Annotated in this window: 21 protein-coding genes; 1 reads left to right on the top strand and 20 read right to left on the bottom strand. The window is 73.1% G+C overall.

Annotated features, from left to right (window positions below; genetic code table 11):
* Positions 1–106 precede the first annotated feature (106 nt).
* The 17 genes from ACWEPX_RS14400 to hrcA all read right to left on the bottom strand — a co-directional run bounded on the left by ACWEPX_RS14400 (position 107) and on the right by hrcA (position 14603).
* On the bottom strand, positions 107–925 hold the full coding sequence (locus ACWEPX_RS14400; protein WP_451897607.1) for a TIGR03943 family putative permease subunit: 819 nt from the start codon (positions 923–925) through the stop codon (positions 107–109).
* Positions 922–1941 carry a permease gene (locus ACWEPX_RS14395; RefSeq protein ID WP_451897606.1) on the bottom strand — a complete coding sequence of 340 codons (1020 nt, stop codon included), beginning with the start codon at positions 1939–1941 and terminating at the stop codon, positions 922–924. Before ACWEPX_RS14395 ends, ACWEPX_RS14400 begins: the two co-directional genes overlap by 4 nt.
* A 72-nt stretch (positions 1942–2013) precedes the next feature.
* The gene (locus ACWEPX_RS14390) at positions 2014–2436 is read right to left on the bottom strand and encodes a hypothetical protein (RefSeq protein WP_451897605.1); all 423 of its coding nucleotides are present in this window, start codon (positions 2434–2436) and stop codon (positions 2014–2016) included.
* Positions 2433–3278, bottom strand: a complete 846-nt coding sequence (locus ACWEPX_RS14385; RefSeq protein ID WP_451897604.1) for an isoprenyl transferase — start codon at positions 3276–3278, stop codon at positions 2433–2435. The genes ACWEPX_RS14390 and ACWEPX_RS14385 overlap by 4 nt, the downstream gene beginning before the upstream one ends.
* Positions 3279–3292: 14 nt before the next feature.
* Complete coding sequence (gene recO / locus ACWEPX_RS14380; RefSeq protein WP_451897603.1) at positions 3293–4054, bottom strand: DNA repair protein RecO; 762 nt, start codon at positions 4052–4054, stop codon at positions 3293–3295.
* A 9-nt stretch (positions 4055–4063) separates the two neighbouring features.
* Positions 4064–4489 (bottom strand): CD225/dispanin family protein, encoded by a 426-nt coding sequence (locus ACWEPX_RS14375; RefSeq protein ID WP_451897602.1) that lies wholly within the window; start codon positions 4487–4489, stop codon positions 4064–4066.
* Positions 4490–4568: 79 nt separating this feature from the next.
* Positions 4569–4988, bottom strand: coding sequence for a DUF2752 domain-containing protein (locus tag ACWEPX_RS14370; protein ID WP_451897601.1), 420 nt, complete (start codon positions 4986–4988; stop codon positions 4569–4571).
* Between the two features lie 8 nt (positions 4989–4996).
* Entirely contained in the window at positions 4997–5896 is a 900-nt protein-coding gene (gene era / locus ACWEPX_RS14365; protein WP_451897600.1) for a GTPase Era, read from the bottom strand.
* Entirely contained in the window at positions 5889–6188 is a 300-nt protein-coding gene (locus ACWEPX_RS14360) for a (2Fe-2S) ferredoxin domain-containing protein (RefSeq protein ID WP_451897599.1), read from the bottom strand. The genes era and ACWEPX_RS14360 overlap by 8 nt, the downstream gene beginning before the upstream one ends.
* Complete coding sequence (locus ACWEPX_RS14355; RefSeq protein ID WP_451897598.1) at positions 6185–6520, bottom strand: cytidine deaminase; 336 nt, start codon at positions 6518–6520, stop codon at positions 6185–6187. Before ACWEPX_RS14355 ends, ACWEPX_RS14360 begins: the two co-directional genes overlap by 4 nt.
* Complete coding sequence (locus tag ACWEPX_RS14350) at positions 6513–7850, bottom strand: hemolysin family protein (protein ID WP_451897597.1); 1338 nt, start codon at positions 7848–7850, stop codon at positions 6513–6515. The genes ACWEPX_RS14355 and ACWEPX_RS14350 overlap by 8 nt, the downstream gene beginning before the upstream one ends.
* Before the next feature lie 2 nt (positions 7851–7852).
* Complete coding sequence (gene ybeY, locus ACWEPX_RS14345) at positions 7853–8404, bottom strand: rRNA maturation RNase YbeY (protein WP_451897596.1); 552 nt, start codon at positions 8402–8404, stop codon at positions 7853–7855.
* A gap of 18 nt (positions 8405–8422) precedes the next feature.
* On the bottom strand, positions 8423–9475 hold the full coding sequence (locus ACWEPX_RS14340; protein ID WP_451897595.1) for a PhoH family protein: 1053 nt from the start codon (positions 9473–9475) through the stop codon (positions 8423–8425).
* Between the two features lie 100 nt (positions 9476–9575).
* On the bottom strand, positions 9576–9917 hold the full coding sequence (locus ACWEPX_RS14335; protein ID WP_451897594.1) for a histidine triad nucleotide-binding protein: 342 nt from the start codon (positions 9915–9917) through the stop codon (positions 9576–9578).
* Between the two features lie 1721 nt (positions 9918–11638).
* Positions 11639–12373: a 16S rRNA (uracil(1498)-N(3))-methyltransferase gene (locus tag ACWEPX_RS14330; RefSeq protein WP_451897593.1), complete on the bottom strand. Its 735-nt coding sequence runs from the start codon at positions 12371–12373 to the stop codon at positions 11639–11641.
* Positions 12370–13524: a molecular chaperone DnaJ gene (gene dnaJ, locus ACWEPX_RS14325; RefSeq protein ID WP_451897592.1), complete on the bottom strand. Its 1155-nt coding sequence runs from the start codon at positions 13522–13524 to the stop codon at positions 12370–12372. The genes ACWEPX_RS14330 and dnaJ overlap by 4 nt, the downstream gene beginning before the upstream one ends.
* A gap of 53 nt (positions 13525–13577) precedes the next feature.
* Positions 13578–14603: a heat-inducible transcriptional repressor HrcA gene (gene hrcA / locus ACWEPX_RS14320; protein ID WP_451897591.1), complete on the bottom strand. Its 1026-nt coding sequence runs from the start codon at positions 14601–14603 to the stop codon at positions 13578–13580.
* A 170-nt stretch (positions 14604–14773) separates the two neighbouring features.
* On the opposite strand from hrcA, the gene ACWEPX_RS14315 reads away from it, so the two are divergent.
* Positions 14774–15658, top strand: coding sequence for a bile acid:sodium symporter family protein (locus ACWEPX_RS14315; RefSeq protein WP_451897590.1), 885 nt, complete (start codon positions 14774–14776; stop codon positions 15656–15658).
* Here ACWEPX_RS14315 and ACWEPX_RS14310 read toward each other — a convergent pair.
* The 3 genes from ACWEPX_RS14310 to ACWEPX_RS14300 all read right to left on the bottom strand — a co-directional run bounded on the left by ACWEPX_RS14310 (position 15613) and on the right by ACWEPX_RS14300 (position 19068).
* Positions 15613–16062: a hypothetical protein gene (locus ACWEPX_RS14310; RefSeq protein WP_451897589.1), complete on the bottom strand. Its 450-nt coding sequence runs from the start codon at positions 16060–16062 to the stop codon at positions 15613–15615. The genes ACWEPX_RS14315 and ACWEPX_RS14310 overlap by 46 nt on opposite strands.
* 9 nt (positions 16063–16071) lie before the next feature.
* Positions 16072–17763, bottom strand: coding sequence for an FG-GAP-like repeat-containing protein (locus ACWEPX_RS14305; RefSeq protein WP_451897588.1), 1692 nt, complete (start codon positions 17761–17763; stop codon positions 16072–16074).
* Positions 17764–17868: 105 nt separating this feature from the next.
* Positions 17869–19068: a cytochrome P450 gene (locus ACWEPX_RS14300; protein ID WP_451897587.1), complete on the bottom strand. Its 1200-nt coding sequence runs from the start codon at positions 19066–19068 to the stop codon at positions 17869–17871.
* Between the last annotated feature and the right edge of the window lie 23 nt (positions 19069–19091).

The following is a 19091-nucleotide window of genomic DNA, read 5'->3' as shown; positions in this document are numbered from 1 at the left end:
GCGCCGATCGGCCAGCAGCAGAGCAGGCTGGGCGTCCGGCCCCCCGCCGCCAGGTTATCCCGCGGGGGTGGGGTGGGGCGATGGGAGTTTGCGGGGTGTGGATGGGTCACGTCTCGTAAGGGTTTTCGGGTTGGGGGATCTGGGAGAGGCCGGTGACGGTCAGGGTGGGGATGTAGTCGGTTTCCTTGGTTGCGGTGCCCGGCTGGAGCTGGCCGACGGCTTCGACCCAGGTGTCGTCCGCGAGGGTGGAGGCGCCTTCGCCGTCGAGGTTGACCTTGACGGGGAAGGCGTCGGCGGCGCAGCAGGCGATGGTGAGGCGGGCGAGGTAGACCTCGTCGCCCTGGGTGACGATGAAGCCGGTCAGGCGGACGGTGCGGTCCTTGAGGGAGTCGCCGGAGTCCCAGGCGGCTCGGGCGGCGAAGTCGGCCATGGGCACGGCGATGACCTCGCCCGGGGGCAGGGGCGGGAACAGCGAGCGGCCGTCGGTGCCCGCAGCTCGGCTGGCGGCGGCGGAGTTGTCGGTGCGCATCACCGAATCCGCGCCCAGGGCAGGCGGGGCGATGAGGAAGATCGCCAGGACCGGCAGCAGCAGGAGCCAGGCGCTGCGGGCGGAGTGGTTGTGCTCGCCGTCGTGGGCGTGACCGCTGGTGTCCTGCTCGGAGGCGTGGACGGGCTCGGCTCCGACCGGGGTGGCAGCGCTGTCGCCGCGCTGGTGCGGGAGGACGGGCTCGCTGCGCTCGGGGCCGGAGGCCATCAGGTCGCGGGCGATGGAGATGGCGGCCAGGGCCACCATGACCGCGCCGCCGCCGATGAGCCACGGGAGGTGGGCGGGTTTGACGTACTGCAGGTAGGCGCCCGAGAAGCTGATCTTCAGCAGGGCGCCGCCCGCCAGGATCAGCAGGATGTTCTGGGTCTCGCGCCTCATCCGATGCCTCCGAGGAACACCAGGCCGCTCACGACCGCGCAGGCCACCGCGACGACGAAGGTCGCCGGGCCGAAGCGCAGGGCGAAGGCGCGGCCGAACGTGCCCGCCTGCAGGGCGAACAGCTTGACGTCGATGGCCGGGCCGACGACCAGGAACACCAGCTTGGGCAGCAGCGGCATGCCCGAGATCGACGCGGCCACGAAGGCGTCGGCCTCGCTGCACAGCGCCAGCAGCACCGCCAGCGCCGCCATCACGACGACACCCAGCACGACCTGCTCGCCCAGGGTGTCCACCCAGGACCGCGGGATCGCCACGTTCAGCACCGCCGCGGTCAGCCCGCCGAGGACCAGGAAACCGCCCGCGTCCACCAGATCGGCGCGCGAGGTCTCGAAGAACATCCGCCAGCGCGTGCGCCCGCGCGGCTCGGGCAGGCGCCGCAGCGCGCGCTCGATGATCCAGGACGCCTTGCCGAAGCGCGCCCACAGCCAGCCCATGACGATCGCGGTGGCCAGCGAGCCGACGAGGCGGGCCACCACCAGCTCCGGGTTGTTGGGGAAGGCGACGTTCGTGGCGACCAGCACGACCGGGTTCACCGCGGGCGCGGCCAGCAGGAACGCCAGGGCCACCGAGGTCGGCACGCCCTGCTGCATCAGCCGCCTGGCCACCGGCACGGCCGCACACTCGCAGGTCGGCAGCGCCACGCCCGCGATCCCCGCCACCGGCACCGCGGCCGCCTGCTTCTTCGGCAGCAGCCGGTTGAGCGCCGAGGCGGGCACGAACGCCGCGATCGCGCCGCTGATCAGCACGCCCAGCACCAGGAACGGCAGCGCCTGCACGCACACCGCGACGAAGATCGTCGCCCCGGTCTGGACCGCGCCGACGTCCAGCCACGAGGTCAGCCAGCTCTGCCCGACGAGCGCCAGGACCAGCAGCACGCACAGCACTTCCAGCGAGGTGATCCGGCGCGCGGGCTTCTCCTCGTCCGCCCGCGGCTCGGCAGTGCTGACCTCGCTCATCGGCGCTCCAACGCGGGATGCGGGAATGTCACTCGGCGCATGATGCCGGCCGCCGGGACACCGGGGGGAGCGTCAGCGCGCGGGTTGGCCCGATCCGGTGGTTCCCAGCAGATCCGCGCGCAGCTGCGACGCCGTCGACACCACCAGCAGCAGCAGCGTGCCCAGCGGGGCGATCTCCAGGCCGTGCGCGGGGAAGGCGTACCGGAGGGTGACGTCCATGCCCCGGTCGGTGTGCACGACGCCGAGCGTGCCGAACAGGCCCTGGCCCGCGCGCTCGGCCGCCGAGGCCGCCAGCGCCGGGTCGTCGGGCAGGTCCCAGGCCACCACGCAGGTCAGGCTGACCACGACCAGGCCCTCGGACAGCTCCATCGCCTGCACCGCGCACGGCACCTCGCCGTGGCGGAAGGTCAGCGAGCCGTCGTCGTCGACGGTGACGTCGTGGTAGAGCTCCAGGGCCTCGCGGGTGCGGTCGAGCAGCGCGGCCTCGGGCGTCATGCGGTGTCTCCGCTCTGCAGCTGGGCCGCGACCTCGTCGGAGTCCTGCGCGGCGCCGAAGCGGCGGTCGCGGCGGGCGTACTCGGTGACGGCGGCCCACAGGTGGGTTCGGTCGAAGTCGGGCCAGAGGACGTCCTGGAACACCAGCTCGGCGTAGGCGGACTGCCAGAGCATGAAGTTCGAGGTGCGCCGCTCCCCCGACGGCCGGATGAACAGGTCCACATCCGGCATGTCCGGCTGGTACAGGAACCGGGCGACGGTGCGCTCGTCCACCTTGTCCGGGTTGATCCGGCCCTCGGCGGCGAGCTGGGCGATGCGCCGGGCCGCGTCGCCGATCTCGGCGCGGCCGCCGTAGTTGATGCACATGGCCAGGTGCAGCTTGTCGTTGGGCCGGGTGCGCTCCTCGGCGACCTCCAGCTCCTTGATGACGCTGCGCCACAGCCGCGGCCGCCGCCCGGCCCAGTGCATGCGCACGCCCATGTCGTCCAGTTCGTCGGTGCGGTGGCGGATGACGTCGCGGGAGAAGCCCATGATGAAGCGGACCTCCTCGGCGCTGCGCCGCCAGTTCTCCGTGGAGAAGGCGTAGAGCGACAGCCACTTCACGCCCAGCTCCAGGCAGCCGATCGCGGCCTCGACGACCCGCGCCTCGCCGCGCTTGTGCCCCTCGACGCGGGTCAGCCCGCGCTGGTTGGCCCAGCGGCCGTTGCCGTCCATGACGATGGCCACGTGCCGGGGCACCAGCTCGGCGGGGATGGCGGGCGGACGGGCGCCGGACGGGTGGGGCGCGGGCGGCCGTACCGGTCTGCCCGCCTCGCTCCGGCTGGGCGGGCGCCGTCGCAGCACCGCGATACCTCCGATCAGGGGGACTGGTCCGGCCGCGATGGTACTTGCCTGCGCTCGACCAGCGGCAGGGACCGCAGCTGCCGCTCCAGGTGCCACTGCAGCAGCGCGGCGACCAGGCCCGAGGTCTCCCGGCGCACCGGCTCGCCGCTGGCCTCGGCGACGTCCCACAGCCCGTGCGCCAAGGCGTCCATCAGGGTCAGCACGTCCCGCGACGGGCTGGCCGAGCCCGCCGGGCGGCAGCGCGGGCACACCGAGCCGCCCGCGGGCACGCTGAACGCCGGGTGCGGGCCGGGCTCGCCGCAGCGGGCGCACTCGCCGATCGCGGGCGCCCACCCGGCGAAGGCCAGCGCCCGCAGCAGGAAGGCGTCGAGCACCAGGGAGGCGTCCCGGGTGCCGTCGGCCAGCGCCCGCAGCGCGCCCGCCACCAGCAGGTACAGCCGCAGGACCGGCTCCCCCTCCTCGGCGGAGAGCCGGTCGGCGGTCTCCAGCACCGCGCAGCCCGCGGTGTAGCGGCGGTAGTCGGCGGCGATGGTCGCCCCGAAGGCGTCGAGGGTCTGCACCTGGGTGATCACGTCGAGCGTGCGGCCGGTGTAGAACTGCACGTCGACGTGGGCGAAGGGCTCGACCCGCGCGCCGATGCGCGAGGTCATCTTGCGCACGCCCTTGGCCACGGCGCGGACCTTGCCGTGCTTCTGGGTGAGCAGGGTGATGATCCGGTCCGCCTCGCCGAGCTTCTGCACGCGGAGCACCACCCCGGTGTCGCGGTAGAGGCTCACCCGACGAGCTTAGAACGCGGCGAAGGCCACGATGACCCAGATGATGCCGAAGACGCAGCCCAGGCCGCCGAGGATCGTGCCGATCAGGCAGATCGTCTTGGTGGTGTTCGACGCCGACAGCGCCATCTGGTAGTCGCCGCGCATCTTGTGCTGGCCGACTTCGTTCGACTTCATCAGCGCGAGGATGCCGAAGAGGATGCCGCCGATGAAGAAGCTGGCGATCGCCCAGCCCTTGTAGTCCGGGATGGCGTTGATGTCGCCGTAGGGCTGTCCGTAACCGGGGTGCCCGTAGGGCTGGCCGTACGGCTGGCCGTAGCCGGGCGGGCCGTACGGCTGCGGCGGCTGCCCGTAGGGCTGCTGGCCATACGGCGGCTGGCCGTACGGCGGCGGCTGCTGGCCGTACGGCTGCTGCGGCTGACCATAGGGATTGGTCACGAAAGTCCCCCTGGGAAACCCGGATCGGTGTCGACTGCGCGGAAGGATAACGGGTGACCAGGACCGCGGTGGGGCGGATTCACACTGACAGCGCGGCGAATGGTTGCATGGGCAGGTTGCGGACCACGAACCAGACGATGAGCAGCGGGATCACCACGTGCGGGGTGTACTTCCAGTGCAGCCACGACCGCACGTGCCTGCCCCGCACGCGGCTGACCGTCCACGCCACCGCGGCCCAGGCGAACAGTCCGAGGAAGACGAACGACACCGCGTTGTAGCGCAAGGCTGCGCCGATGTCGCCGTGCAGCAGGCTGTAGAGCATGCGCAGGCCGCCGCAGCCCGGGCAGCACACCCCGGCGAGCGCCTTGGTCGGGCAGGTGGGCAGCCAGCCGCCCGGGGTCGTCGGGTCGGCCAGCAGCACCGCGGCGCACCCGGCCGCGGCCAGCGCGGCCAGGGCCAGCGGCGGGCCCAGCGCCGCGGCGCGCCCGCGCCGCGGCATGACGACCACTAGAACCCCAGCCGCCGCAGCTGGCGCGGGTCGCGCTGCCAGTCCTTGGCGACCTTGACGTGCAGGTCCAGGTACACCCGGGTGCCCAGCAGCGCCTCGATCTGCTTGCGGGCGCTGGTGCCGACCCGCTTGAGCCGCTCGCCGCGGTGGCCGAGGATGATCCCCTTCTGGCTGGGCCGCTCGACGAAGACGAAGGCGTGCACGTCCAGCAGATCGTCGCGGCCTGCGCGCGGCACCATCTCCTCGACGGTGACCGCGATCGAGTGCGGCAGCTCGTCGTGCACGCCCTCCAGCGCGGCCTCCCGGATCAGCTCGCCGACCAGCACCGCCTCCGGCTCGTCGGTCAGCTCCCCGCCGGGGTAGAGGGCCGGGCCCTCGGGCAGCCGGGCCACCAGCAGATCGGCCAGCGTGCCCACCTGGAAGCCGTCCTTGGCGGACACCGGCACCAGCTCGGCGAAGTCGAACGCCTCCTGCAGCGCCAGCAGCTGCGCGGCCACCTGCTCGGGCGGCACCAGGTCGGTCTTGGTCACCACGCCGACCACCGGCGTCTTGCGGGCGACCTTGACCAGCTCGCCGAGGATGAACTTGTCGCCGGGGCCCACCTTCTGGTCGGCGGGCGCGCAGAACCCCACGACGTCCACTTCGGACCAGGTCTGCCGCACGACGTCGTTGAGCCGCTCGCCGAGCAGCGTGCGCGGGCGGTGCAGGCCGGGGGTGTCGACGATCACCAGCTGCGCGTCCGACCGGTGCACGATGCCGCGGATGGCGTGCCGGGTGGTCTGCGGCTTGCTGGAGGTGATGGCGACCTTGCCGCCCACGAGCGCGTTTGTCAGGGTCGACTTGCCCGCGTTGGGCCGCCCCACGAAGCAGGCGAACCCGGAACGGTGCGTGTCACTCACTTGCCCATTGTGCCTTCCGCAATCCGGGCGCGGCGACGCGGTGCAGCTCCAGGACCTCCGGCAGCGGCCCGCCCGAGGTCAGCCAGGCCGCCACGTCGGCGAGGACGGCCTCGCCGCGCACCCAGCCCAGCCAGACCGGCGCGGCGCCCGGCCGCTGCACGACCAGGACGTCGGGGGTGTCGCAGGCGTCCAGGCAGTCCACCGCCCGCACGCTCGCCCCCACCCGCTCGGCGACGCCGCGCAGCGCGCCGAGGTCGGCGCTGTGGCAGTCGGCGCAGACGGTGAACCTCACCGCAGCACGTCGAGCACGGCGCCCGAGGCGTCCGCCCGCAGCACCGGGGCGGCCGGGGCGAGGTCGCGCACGGCGGCCACGGAGGCGGCGTCCACCGCGTCGGCGGCGGTGACCACGGCGGCGGCCTCCAGGCCGGGCGCGCCGCTGGAGACCGCGGCGGCCACCGCGGCCTGCAGCGCGGTGAGCTTGAGCGAGGGCAGGTCGACCGAGGCCGCGGCGTAGGTGCGGCCGTCGGTGTCGCGGACGGCGGCGCCCTCGGCCGCGCCGGTGCGCGCCCGGCTCGACCGCGCCAGCGTCACGATCTTGGCATCCTCCGGGTCCAGCTCAGCCACGGTCGGCGCTCCTCTCCCCCGCGATCTGCTCGGCGGTGTCGTCCGTCTCGTCGGTGCCGTGGGTCTCGGATCGGCGGACGACGACGGAGGTGATGCGCACCCGGCCGCGGCTGTCCTTGCCGCCCTCGGCACGGAACCGTAGCCCGGTGATCTCCGCCTCCGCGCCGGGAAGTGGCACACGTCCCAGCCGCTGGGCCAGCAGCCCGCCGACGGTCTCCACGTCCGGGTCCTCCAGCACCAGGCCGAACAGCGCGCCGAGGTCCTCGACCGGCAGCCGGGAGCTGACCCGCACCGCGCCGTCGGGCAGGTGCTCCACCGGGGGCCGGTCGTCGGTGTCGGACTCGTCGGTGATCTCCCCGACGATCTCCTCCAGGATGTCCTCGATGGTCAGCAGGCCCGCCGTGCCGCCGTACTCGTCGACGGCGATGGCCAGGTGGTTCTTCGACAGCTGCATCTCGCGCAGCAGGTCATCGATGCGCTTGGTGTCGGGGACGAACACCGCCGCGCCCATCAGCTCGGCGACCGTGCGGTTCTCCGCCCCGGGCTCCATCCACGCCCGGACCAGGCCCTTGAGGTTCACCAGGCCGACGATGTCGTCGACGCTCTCGCCGATGACCGGCAGCCTGCTGTAGCCGGTGCGCAGGGACAGCGCCAGCGCCTGGCGGACGGTCTTGGCCTGCTCGATCCACACCATCTCGGTGCGCGGGACCATCACCTCGCGGGCGATGGTGTCGCGCAGCTCGAACACCGAGTGGATCATCTCCCGCTCGTCGGCGTCCACCACGCCGCGCTCCTGGGCCATGTCGACCAGCTCGCGCAGCTCGACCTCGGAGGAGAACGGGCCCTCGCGGAAGCCCTTGCCGGGGGTGATCGCGTTGCCGACCAGGATCAGGAACCGCGACAGCGGGCCGAGCACCGTGCCCAGCACCCGCACCGGGCCCGCCACCAGCAGGCCGACGCCGTAGGGGTGCTGGCGGCCGATGGTGCGCGGGCCGACGCCGACCAGCACGTAGGACACCACGATCATGCCCAGCGCGGCGACCAGCCCGGCCAGCACGCCGGGATCGATGTGGCGCAGGCACACCGCCGCCACCAGCACGGTCGCGGCCAGCTCGCAGCTCAGCCGCAACAGGAGCAGCAGGTTGATGTGCCGAGGCCGCTCGGCGAGCACGGCGCGCAGCTGCTTGGCCCCGGCCCGGCCCTGCCGGACCAGGCCGTCCACCCGGGCCGTGGACACCGTGGACAGCGCGGCGTCGGCCGCGGCGAAGACCCCGGCGGCCAGGACGAGCAGGACCGCGATGACGAGCAGGCCGACCGAGTCCGCGGACAACGCTAACCCCGCTCGGTGGGATCGGACTCGGCGAGCCCGACGGCGCCGAGGAGCTTGTCGTCCTCGACCCGCTGCGCCGCGCGCCGCTTGGCCTCGGCGGCAGCCGCCTTGAAGTCGGCCAGGATGCGCTTCTGCAGGGTGAACATCTCCCGCTCCTCGGCGGGCTCGGCGTGGTCGTAGCCGAGCAGGTGCAGCACGCCGTGCACGGTGAGCAGGTGCAGCTCGTCGCCGAGGCTGTGCCCGGCCTTGCGGGCCTGGTCCTTGGCGAACTCCGGGCACAGCACGATGTCGCCGAGCAGGGCGGGGCCCAGGTCGGCGGCATCGGGCCTGCGGGCGTTGTCCAGCTCGTCCATCGGGAACGCCATGACGTCGGTGGGGCCCGGCAGGTCCATCCAGCGCTCGTGCAGGTCGGCCATGACGTCCAGCTCGACCAGCAGCACCGACAGCTCGGCAAGCGCGCTGACGTTCATCCGGTCCAGGGCGAACCGGGCGGCGGCCACGATCGACGCCTCGTCGACCGCCACTCCCGACTCGTTGGCAATCTCGATGCTCACCCGGCCATTGTCCCCGGTCTAGCGACCCGGCCTGCGCCCACCCGCGCGCACCCGCGGCGCGGGCTCGTCGTCGTCCTGGTCGTTCTGCCAGCGCTCGTAGGCGTCGACGATGTCGCCGACCAGCCGGTGACGGACCACGTCGCCGCTGGTCAGGGTGGCGAAGTGCACGTCATCGATGCCTTCGAGGATCTCCTTGACCACCCGCAGCCCGCTGCGCTGCCCGCCGGGCAGGTCGACCTGGGTGACGTCGCCGGTCACCACGATCTTGGACCCGAAGCCGAGCCTGGTCAGGAACATCTTCATCTGCTCGGGCGTGGTGTTCTGGGCCTCGTCGAGGATGATGAAGGCGTCGTTGAGCGTCCGGCCGCGCATGTAGGCCAGCGGGGCGACCTCGATCGTCCCGGCGCTCATCAGCCGCGGGATGGAGTCGGGGTCGACCATGTCGTGCAGGGCGTCGTAGAGCGGGCGCAGGTAGGGGTCGATCTTCTCGAAGAGGGTGCCGGGCAGGAAGCCCAGCCGCTCGCCAGCCTCGACCGCCGGGCGGGTCAGGATGATGCGGTTGACCTGCTTGGCCTGCAGCGCCTGCACCGCCTTGGCCATCGCCAGGTAGGTCTTGCCGGTGCCCGCCGGGCCGATGCCGAACACGACGGTGTTGGCGTCGATGGCGTCGACGTAGCGCTTCTGGTTGAGCGTCTTCGGCCGGATCGTGCGGCCGCGGCGGGACAGGATGTCGAGGCTGAGCACCTCGGCCGGGGACTCCGCCGCGTCCGAGGACAGCATGGCGACGGTCCGCCGGACCGTGTTGGGGTCGACCTGCTGCCCGCGGGCGGCCAGCGTGGCCAGTTCGGTGAACACCCGCTCGGCGAAGGCGACGTCCGCGGGGGCCCCGGAGAGGGTCACCTCGTTGCCGCGGACGTGCACATCGGCGTCGAGCAGCTCTTCGGCGAGCCGCAGGTTCTCGTCGCGGGAACCGAGCAGGGCCAGCACGGCCCCTTCCGGGATCGCGAACCGGGACTGGGCGTCGCGGGCGTCGTCCTGGGGGGAGGCGCCCTGTGCGCTACCGGTCGTCACGTGCCTTCGGTCCTGCCTTCTGCGCCCGCGCGCTGCTATCGGTTCTGGCCCTTCGATGCTAGCCGGGGGCACGGCCGCAGCGCACCGGAGAAACCCCCGGCTACCGCCCGAACCCGCCGAGCTGCTCACCCCCGAGCACATGCATGTGCGCGTGGAACACCGTCCGGCAGGCATCGTCCCCGGTGTTGAACACGAACCGATACCCCGACTCCGCCACCCCCTCAACCCCCGCGACCTGCGCCCCGGCGGCAATCACGTCGGCCAGCAGCTCGGGGTCCCCGGCCAGCGCAGCGGCGTCCTCGTGGTGCGTCTTGGGCACCACCAGAACGTGCACGCGGGCCTGCGGGCTGATGTCCCGGAAGGCGTAGACGGTCTCCGTCTCCACCACCTTCTGAGACGGGACCTCACCAGCCACAATCCGACAGAACAGACAGTCGCTCATCCCCAAACCATATCCACCACGCCGCCTCTCAAGGTCATGGGAGCGGGGCTGGGTTGGGGGGTTGGCCGGCAGCGGGTCACGGGGCGGGGAGGAGGGGCCGGGATCAGGAGGTGGGCGCGGGCCAGGCAGTGACCGGACTGGGGAGTGGCGAAAGGCACGGCCGACGCGAGGCCGGGAGCCTCCGGGTGGGCAGCCGGCGGACGAGTGGCGAGCACCGGGAACGAGGACAGGGAGGGACGGGGACAAAGCAGACGGACACAAGAAGCGAGGACGGTCCAGCGGGCAGGAACGCGATCGGACCCGAGACCAAGACCGGAAGCGGACGCGGGCGCGGGCGCGGGCGCGGAGGCCGGCCCGGGAGCGGAACCGCACCAAGACCAAGACCGGACCGGAGCCGGACGCGAGCGAGAGCGGAAGCCGGACCGGAACCACAGCGAACCGGGAGTGGGGCTGGAGCGGGACTGGAATCGGGAAGGGGCGCAGGAACGGACCGAGGGTGGCGGTGGAGGCGGGAAGTGGCGCGAACGGGGGCAGGGGCGAAGGAGGGACGGGGCGAAGGAGGAACGGGAACGGGAGCAGGGACGGAACTGGGCGGCGAGGGCCAGGGCAAGGGCAGCGAGCGGGGAACCGAAGGGCGGGAACGAGGACGCGGAACGGGAGGAAGCGGGAACGGCAACTGAGCGCAGGAGCGGAACGAGCGCGGAAGCGGGGGAGCGAAAGCGACGCCGAGCGCCAGCACGAGCACGAGTGCGAGTGCAGTCGCAGGGGCGAGCGCGGGTGAGGGCGCGAGCGCGAGTGAGGGCGCAGGTGGAGGCGCGAGCGCGGGCGCAGGCGCGGGCGCGGGTGAGGGCGCAGACGCGAGCACAAGCGCGGGCACGAGCGCGGGCGCAGGCGCGGGCGCGGGCGCGGGTGAGGGCGCGGGTGAGGGCGAGGGCGAGGGCGCGAGCACAAGCGTGGGCGCGGGCGCAGACGCGAGCGCGGGCGAGGGCGAGGGCGCAGACACGAGCACAAGCGCGGGCGCGGGCGCGAGCGCAGGGGCGGGCGCGAGCACAAGCGCGGGCGCGAGCGCGAGCGCAGGGGCGGGCGCGGGCGCGAGCACAAGCGCGGGCGCGAGCGCAGACGCGAGCGCGAGCGCGGGCGCAGGCGCGGGTGAGGGCGAGGGCGCAGACGCGGGGGCGGGCGCGGGCGCGGGGAGTGGAAGCGGCACCGAGCGCAGGAACAGGGTGCGAGCGCAGGCCCGAGCGCGGGTGCAGGGTGCGAGCACGGACGCTGGGGGTGGGCGTGGGTGAGGGCGCGCGCACTCGAACGCAGGCGTCCTGGAGCGGGAGCCGGGAGCCCGGGAGGCGCGAGTAGGCAGGGCGAGCGAGGCGGGGGCGCGGAGGCGTTGGCGGGAGGCGTTGGCCGAAGGCCAAGGATCACCCGAATGGCCCTCACCCCGGGTCGGGACGGGGCGCGCCGTGGGGGTGTGGGGGCTCGGCCCCCACATGTGATGACGGGTCTTCCCCGGCGAAGGGCGAAGCCCGAGCAAGGGGAGGCGGAAGACCCGCGCGGGCGGAGAGACCTGGGGGTCGCCCCTCCGCCCTGCGCGGCACCGCCGGACCGAGGGGGGAGGTGTCCGGCGGTCGATCTGAGCGGCTCGACTGGTTCGTTTGGCCGAAGCCGTGGGAGAAGCGTAGCCCGAGTCGCGGGGGTTGCGCCACCGCGAGATGTGGGGTTCGGGGTTAGTGCCAGCGGTGTGTCAGGGCGCCGAGGGCGCCCAGGGCGACGGCGGCTGCGGTGGAGGTGCGCAGGATCGTCGGGCCGAGGCGGACGGGGATGGCTCCGGCGCTGGTCAGGGTGTCGAGTTCGGTGGGGGTGATGCCGCCTTCGGGGCCTACCACCAGGAGGATGTCGCCCGCCGTCGGCAAGGGGACCGCGGACAGCGCGGTGGCCTGGTCGGCTTCCAGGACCAGGCAGAGGGCGCTCTCTCCCACGCGCTGGGACAGGGCGCGCAGGTCTGCCGGGGCGGTGACCTCGGGGAGGCGGGCGCGGCGGGATTGCTTGGCGGCTTCGCGGGCCGTGGAGCGCCAGCGGGACAGGGCCTTGTCGCCGCGGGGGCCGTCGTCCCAGCGGGCGATGCTGCGGTGGGCGCGCCAGGGGATGATCTCGTCGGCGCCCGCCTCAGTCGCCAGTTCGACCGCCAGCTCGCCGCGGTCGCCCTTGGCGAGGGCTTGGGCGACGACGACGCGCGGGGCGGGTTCGGGCTCGGTCCAGCGCTCCAGGACAGCCAGGTCGAGCGCGTCCTTGGCCGCCGCGGTCACCGAGCAGCGGGCCACGGCGCCGCGGCCGTCGGAGACCAGCAGCTCCTCCCCCGGCCGCAGCCTGCGCACGGCGGCGGCGTGGCGGCCTTCCGGGCCGTCGAGGGTGAAAGCGCCGCCCGCGGGGAGGGTGTCGACCAGGAACAGCGCGAGGCTCACCGCGGGTGCCGGGAGCGCAGCCGGGAGAACAGCCCGCCGCCGCGGCCGTTGGTGCCCGCGAGGGTGCCCTCCTCCTCGCCGCGCAGGCCCGCGAGCTCGCGCAGCAGCTCGGTCTGCCGGGCGTCGAGCCGGGTGGGGACCTCGACCTCGATGTGCACGTGCAGGTCGCCGCGGCCGTCGACGCGGCCGGTGGAGCGCAGCCTGGGCAGGCCGCGGCCGGGCATGACCAGCTCGGTGCCCGCCTGGGTGCCCGCGGTGATCTCCAGCTCGACCTGGCCGTCGAGGGTCTCCAGCTTGAGCGCTGCGCCCAGGGCCGCGGTGGTCATCGGCACGCGCAGGGTGCAGTGCAGGTCGGCGCCCGCGCGCTCGAAGGTGTGGTGGGGCAGCTCCTGGACCTCGACGTAGAGGTCGCCCGCCGGGCCGCCGCCGGGGCCGACCTCGCCCTGGCCGGACAGCCGCACGCGCATGCCGTCGGCCACGCCCGGCGGGATCTTGGCGGTGATGGTGCGCCGCGAGCGGACCCGGCCCTCGCCGACGCACTGCGGGCACGGCTCGGGGATGACCTCGCCGAAGCCGCGGCAGACCGGGCACGCCCGGGCGGTGACGACCTGGCCGAGGAACGAGCGCTGCACCGACTGGACCTCGCCGCGCCCGTGGCAGGTGTCGCAGGTGGTCGGGCTGGTGCCCGCCGCGCAGCCGGAGCCGCGGCAGGTGTCGCAGAGGATCGCGGTGTCGACGGTGATGTCGCGGCTGACGCCGGTGTTGCACTCCTCCAGGGTCAGCTCGATGCGCAGCAGCGCGTCGGAGCCGGGCTGCACGCGGCTGCGCGGGCCGCGCCCGCCCCCGCCGCCCGCGGCCGCGCCGAAGAAGGCGTCCATGATGTCGCCGAGGCCGAACCCGCCGAACGGGTCGCGCCCGCCGCCCCCGCCGCCGTTGGACAGCGGGTCGCCGCCCATGTCGACGATCTTGCGCTTCTGCGGGTCGGACAGGACCTCGTAGCACGCGGTCACCTCGCGGAACCGCTGCTGCGCGGCCTCGTCGGGGTTGACGTCCGGGTGCAGCTCGCGGGCGAGCTTGCGGTAGGCGCGCTTGATCTCGTCGGCGCTCGCGTCCGGCCGAACACCCAGGGTGCCGTAGTAGTCCCTCGCCACGTGTTCCTCCTGCCCCGGGTCGGCCCAGGGCTCCCTCGACAACTTCCCCCCGCCTACTGGCTGAGGATCTCTCCCACGTAATTCGCCACCGCGCGCACCGCGGCGATGTTCGTCGGGTAGTCCATGCGCGTCGGGCCGACCACGCCGAGCCCGCCGAGGTGGTCGCCGCCGAGCCTGCCGTAGCCGATGGACACCACGGAGGTGCTGCGCATCTCCTCGGCCTCGTTCTCCTCGCCGATGCGCACCGTGATCGTGCGCGAGTCGCCCGCCGCGGCCAGCAGCTTGAGCACGACGACCTGCTCCTCCAGCGCCTCCAGCACCTGCCGCAGCGAGTTGGGGAAGTCGGTCGCGTTGCGGGTGAGGTTGGCGGTGCCGCCGAGGACCAAGCGCTCCTCGGGGTGCTCGACCAGCGACTCGACCAGCACGGTGCTGATCTTGACGACGTGGTCGCGCAGCTCGGGCGGCGCGGAGTCGGGCAGCTCGGCGACCTTGGCCGCGGCGTCGGTCAGGCGCCTGCCGGTCAGCGCGGTGTTGAGCATGGTCCGCAGCCGGGCGACGGCCTCGTCGGTGACGATGTCGCCGAGGTCGACCACGCGCTGGTCGACGCGGCCGGTGTCGGTGATCAGCACCAGCATCAGCCGGGCCGGGGTGATCCCGACGACCTCGACGTGGCGCACCGTGGAGGTGGTCAGCGTCGGGTACTGGATCACCGCGACCTGGCGGGTGAGCTGGGCCAGCAGCCGCACGCTGCGGCGCATCACGTCGTCGAGGTCGATGGCGCCCGCGAGGAAGGTGCGGATGGCCCGCCGCTCGGCCACCGACAGCGGCTTGATCTCGCTGAGCCGGTCGACGAAGAGGCGGTAGCCCTTGTCCGTGGGGATGCGGCCCGCGCTGGTGTGGGGCTGGGTGATGTAGCCCTCCTCCTCCAGCGCGGCCATGTCGTTGCGCACCGTCGCGCTGGACACGCCGAGGTTGTGCCGCTCGACGATCGCCTTGGACGCGACCGGCTCGTTGTCGCGCACGTAGTCGGCGACGATGGCGCGCAACACCTCGAACCGGCGCTCGTCCGCGCTGCTCATGGCCACCTCCTCGGCTCAAACCTGCGGCTCCCGGCTCAAGTTTACGGAGCGTCGGACCCTTGGTGGTTGCTCGGTGCTCGGATCACCGTTGCGACATTGCCGCCTGCGGCCCCTTGCGCACCTCGTCGCCGTTGTCCGAATCTTGCAGCCCCCCGGTGAAGGAGCCCGCCATGGAAGCCTCATCCACGCTGACCACGGTGTTCCTGCCGATCGCGCTGGCGATCGTCATGCTCGGCCTCGGCCTGCACCTGACCGTGGCGGACTTCACGCGCGTGGCCAGGGTGCCCAAGGCGGCGCTGCTGGCGCTGGCCACCCAAATCCTGGTGCTGCCCGCGGTGTGCCTGGGCCTGGTGCTGGCCTTCGACCTCGAACCGCTGCTGGCCGTCGGCATGATGCTGCTGGCCGCCTCCCCCGGCGGGACGACGGCCAACATCTTCAGCCACCTGGCGGGCGGCGACGTCGCGCTGAACATCACCCTGACGGCGATCAACTCGGTGCTCGCGGTCGTGACGCTGCCGATCGTGGTCAACCTGTCGATCGCGGGCTTCCTGGACGACGACACGACCATCGGCCTGCAACCGGCGAAGATGCTCCAGGTGTTCGCCATCGTGCTGGTGCCGGTGGCGGTCGGGATGGCGGTGCGCAGGCGGTGGCCGGACTTCGCCGACCGGATGGCCCGGCCGGTGAAGATCGCCTCCATCGCGGTGCTGGTGGCCGTCATCGTCGGGGCGATGGTGGCCGAGCGGGACAACCTCGTGGACTACCTGCGCTCGGTCGGGCTGGTGTCGCTGCTGCTGGTGGTGCTCAGCCTGGCCCTGGGCTACGCCGTGCCCCGGCTCGCGCGGGTCGAGCCGAGGCAGGCGATCGCCTCGTCGTTCGAGGTGGGGGTGCACAACTCGACGCTGGCCATCACGATCGCGCTGTCGCCGTCGCTGCTGGGCAACGCCACGATGGCCGTGCCCGCCGCCGTCTACGGGGTGGTCATGTTCCTCCCGGCGGGGCTCATGGCCTACTGGTTGGGCGGCAGGAGGCGCGCGGCGGTCTCGCGCACGTAGTCCTGCGGGTCGGCTTCGGCGGCGCGGCGCACCTTGGCGATCAGCGCGGGCGAGTCGGCCGCGGCGACCGAGCCGATGGCGACCTTGCGCACGCCCGGGTCGCTGTCGTCGAGCAGGGTGTCGCCGACGCGCTCGAAGTCGCCCACCGGCAGGTTGCGCAGGGCGGCGGCGGCCGCGACGCGCAGGATCGGGTCGCCCCGCTCGGCGGCGTCGGCGACGATGGCCGCCGAGCCCTCGCCGCCGATCACGCTGGCCAGGTAGACGGCTTTGGAGGCGAGCATCGAGTCCTCGCCTGCGGCCAGCTCGGCCAGGAGCGGCAGCGCCTCGGTACCGAGCGCGGCGGCCTCCTGGTAGTCGACCTCCTCGGCGTCGAGGCGGCTGCGCACGTCCCGCATGGTGACCATGTCCGGCTCCTATTCGGCGTGGGTGAGGGTGCTGTCCTTCATCTCGATGACTTCCATCGGGATGAGGTCGGGCGGGGGGTTGGTGATGTTGGCGGTGCCGCCGCCGGTCATCAGCCGGTTGTTGTCGGCGACGTGGTTGAGGCCGAGCACGTGGCCGACCTCGTGGGCCAGCGTCCAGCGGGTGGCGCCCTGGACGACGGCGGCGCTGGGCTGGCCCGCCGGGTGGGCGGCGCAGCCGTTGGTCGGCGGGACGGTGGAGCGCACGAAGTACACGACCACGTCCCCGGGGGCGACGCCGTTGCGGTTGGCGAAGAGCGCGTTCTGCTCGGCGGTGGTCTCCCCGCGCACGCAGCGGCCGACGTCGAGGTCGTTGAGGGCGGGCGCGGTCAGCCACTCGGTGCTGACCCGGTGCACGCGGATGCCGACGGCCTCGTAGACCTGCTGCATCGCGGTCAGCATCTGGTCGATGGGGATGGTCGGGTCGGTGAGGATCTTGACGTGCACGCGGACGACCTCGGTGCCGATCCCGACGTGGTTGACGGCGGTGTCGAGCAGCCAGCCGCCCAGCCGCGTGCCGTTGGCGGCGAGCATCAGCGACGTGCAGGTGCCGCCGGTCTGCTTGAGCACGCCGATGCCCCACGGGCTGGTCACGACGATCTCGGCCCGCCCGTCGCGGTCGAAGTCGCCCACCATGTCGAAGCGGTTGTCGGCGGTGTTGAGCAGCCAGCCGCCGAACCGGGTGCCGTTGGGCTGCATCATCGGGGCGGCGAGCGTGCCGCCCGCCAGTTCGAGGATGCCCAGTCCCCACGGGCTGGCCACCAGGATCTCCTGGCGGCCGTCGCCGTCGAAGTCGGCGACCGGGCCGAAGCGGTTGTCCGCGGTGTTGAGCAGCCACCCGCCGAACCGCGTGCCGTTGGGGGCCATCATCTTCGGGGCGAAGGCGCCCCCGGTGCGCCCCAGGATGCCGATGCCCCACGGGCTGGTGACCACGACCTCGGGCGTGCCGTCGCCGTCGAAGTCGCCGACGTTGCCGAAGTGGTTGTCGGCGGTGTTGAGCAGCCAGCCGCCGAACCGGGTGCCGTTGGGGGCCATGACCGGGGAGGTGAGCGTGCCGCCGGACAGCTCCAGCACGCCCAGGCCCCACGGGCTGGTGACGAGGAGCTCGTCGCGGCCGTTGCGGCCGAAGTCGCCGACCGGGCCGAAGCGGTTGTCGGCGGTGTTGAGCAGCCACTCGCCGAAGCGCGTGCCGTTGGGGGCCATCATGAGCACGCTGAACGTGCTGCCGGTGAGCTTGAGGATGCCGATCCCCCACGGGCTGGTGATCAGCACCTCCTGGCGGCCGTCGCCGTCGAAGTCGCCGACCGGCCCGAAGCGGTTGTCCGCGGTGTTCAGCAGCCACCCGCCGAACCGGGTTCCGTTCTGGGCCATGAGGATCGAGGTGAAGGTCCCGCCCTCGCGTTTGAGCACGCCGATGCCCCACGGGCTCGACACCAGGATCTCCTGCTTGCCGTCGCCGTCGAGGTCGGCCTGGACCTCGAAGCGGTTGTCCGCGGTGTTGAGCAGCCAGCCGCCGAACCGGGTGCCGTTGGGGGCCATGACCGGGGAGGTGAGCGTGCTGCCGGACAGCTCCAGGACGCCGAGGCCCCAGGGGCTGGTGATGGGGACCTCGGCGCGGCCGTCGCCGGTGAAATCGCCGTTCATGCGCTACCGCCTCTCGCTGGGATGACAACCAGGAGGCGGGGGCGGCCGCGGGAAATACGCGCGGGGGCGGATAGGGGCCGTAGGTCCCTATCCGCCCCCGCGCCGCTAGACCGAGATCGGGACGCGGGCCGCGCCGCGCAGGTTGATGCGGCCGTTCCACTCGATCTCGCCCGCCTGGGCGAGCTTCGGGTAGCGGGCGACCAGCCTGCCGATGGCGACCTGGGCCTCCAGCCTGGCCAGCGCGGCGCCGAGGCAGTGGTGCGGGCCCGCGCCGAAGGAGACGTGCAGGCGGGCGTCGCGGCGGTCCAGCCGCAGGACGTCGGCGTCGGGCCCCCAGAAGCGCTCGTCGCGGTTGGCCGAGGCCTGGGCGAGGATGAGGAAGCTGCCCGCGGGGATCTCCTGGCCCGCGACCGCGACCGGCGCGGTGGTGACCCGCCTGGTGGACTGCACCGGGCTGTCGTAGCGCAGGAACTCCTCGACGGCGTTGCCGATGAGGTCGGGGTTGGCCTGCAGCGCGGCGAGCTGGTCGGGGTGGCGCAGCAGGGCGACCACGCCGTTGGAGATCAGGTTGACCGTGGTCTCGTGGCCCGCGACGTAGAGCAGCACGACCTGCGCGACGAGCTCGTCGTCGTTGAGGACGTCGCCGCCCTCCTCGGCGCGGATGAGGGCGGTGAGCAGGTCGTCGCCCGGGTCGGCGCGCTTGGCGGCGATGGCCGCCCGGCACAGCTCCGACAGCTCGGCGTCGGCCTCGCGGATGCGGCGGACCACGTCGGTGTCGGTGATCGGCTCCAGGGAGCGCACGAGCGTGCCGGTCAGCTCGCGGGCCCGCTCGGCGTCGGCGACGTGCATGCCGAGCATCTCGTTGATGACGGTGAACGGCAGCGGGAAGGCCAGCTCGCTCACCAGGTCGCCGCCGCCGTCGAGCCGGTCGAGGGCTTCGTCGACCAGCGCGGTGATGCGCGGGCGCAGGCCCTCGATGGCGCGCGGGGTGAACACCTTCGACACGAGTCTGCGCAGCCGGGTGTGGTCCGGCGGGTCGCGGTCGAGCATGGATAACCCGCCGCCGCGCAGGTGGGAGTCGTCGCTGCCGCGCAGGGCGTCGCGGGTCGGGTGCGGGGTGAGGTGGCGCTGCTCGACCGACAGGTTCGCCCGCAGCAGGTCGGCCACGTCGTCGTGGCGGGAGATGAACCAGAAGCCGAGCGGGTGCTCTTGGGCGGGGGCGGCGTCGCGCAGCTCGCGGTAGTGCGGGTACGGGTCGTCGGTGAAGCCCGGCATGAACGGGTTGAAGAGGAGCATTTCGGTCATAAGCACCTACTCGGCGTTGGTTA

This window comes from Actinokineospora sp. NPDC004072 (genome assembly GCF_053604195.1).
This window is presented reverse-complemented; position numbering and strand designations above follow the sequence as displayed.

What these genes read in the sequence shown, in the direction of transcription:
- ACWEPX_RS14400 (WP_451897607.1), bottom strand. Translation starts at nt 925, where the DNA reads ATGAGGCGCGAGACCCAGAACATCCTGCTGATCCTGGCGGGCGGCGCC.
- ACWEPX_RS14395 (WP_451897606.1), bottom strand. Translation starts at nt 1,941, where the DNA reads ATGAGCGAGGTCAGCACTGCCGAGCCGCGGGCGGACGAGGAGAAGCCC.
- ACWEPX_RS14390 (WP_451897605.1), bottom strand. Translation starts at nt 2,436, where the DNA reads ATGACGCCCGAGGCCGCGCTGCTCGACCGCACCCGCGAGGCCCTGGAG.
- ACWEPX_RS14370 (WP_451897601.1), bottom strand. Translation starts at nt 4,988, where the DNA reads ATGCCGCGGCGCGGGCGCGCCGCGGCGCTGGGCCCGCCGCTGGCCCTG.
- ACWEPX_RS14335 (WP_451897594.1), bottom strand. Translation starts at nt 9,917, where the DNA reads ATGAGCGACTGTCTGTTCTGTCGGATTGTGGCTGGTGAGGTCCCGTCT.
- hrcA (WP_451897591.1), bottom strand. Translation starts at nt 14,603, where the DNA reads ATGAGCAGCGCGGACGAGCGCCGGTTCGAGGTGTTGCGCGCCATCGTC.
- ACWEPX_RS14315 (WP_451897590.1), top strand. Translation starts at nt 14,774, where the DNA reads ATGGAAGCCTCATCCACGCTGACCACGGTGTTCCTGCCGATCGCGCTG.
- ACWEPX_RS14310 (WP_451897589.1), bottom strand. Translation starts at nt 16,062, where the DNA reads ATGGTCACCATGCGGGACGTGCGCAGCCGCCTCGACGCCGAGGAGGTC.
- ACWEPX_RS14305 (WP_451897588.1), bottom strand. Translation starts at nt 17,763, where the DNA reads ATGAACGGCGATTTCACCGGCGACGGCCGCGCCGAGGTCCCCATCACC.
- ACWEPX_RS14300 (WP_451897587.1), bottom strand. Translation starts at nt 19,068, where the DNA reads ATGACCGAAATGCTCCTCTTCAACCCGTTCATGCCGGGCTTCACCGAC.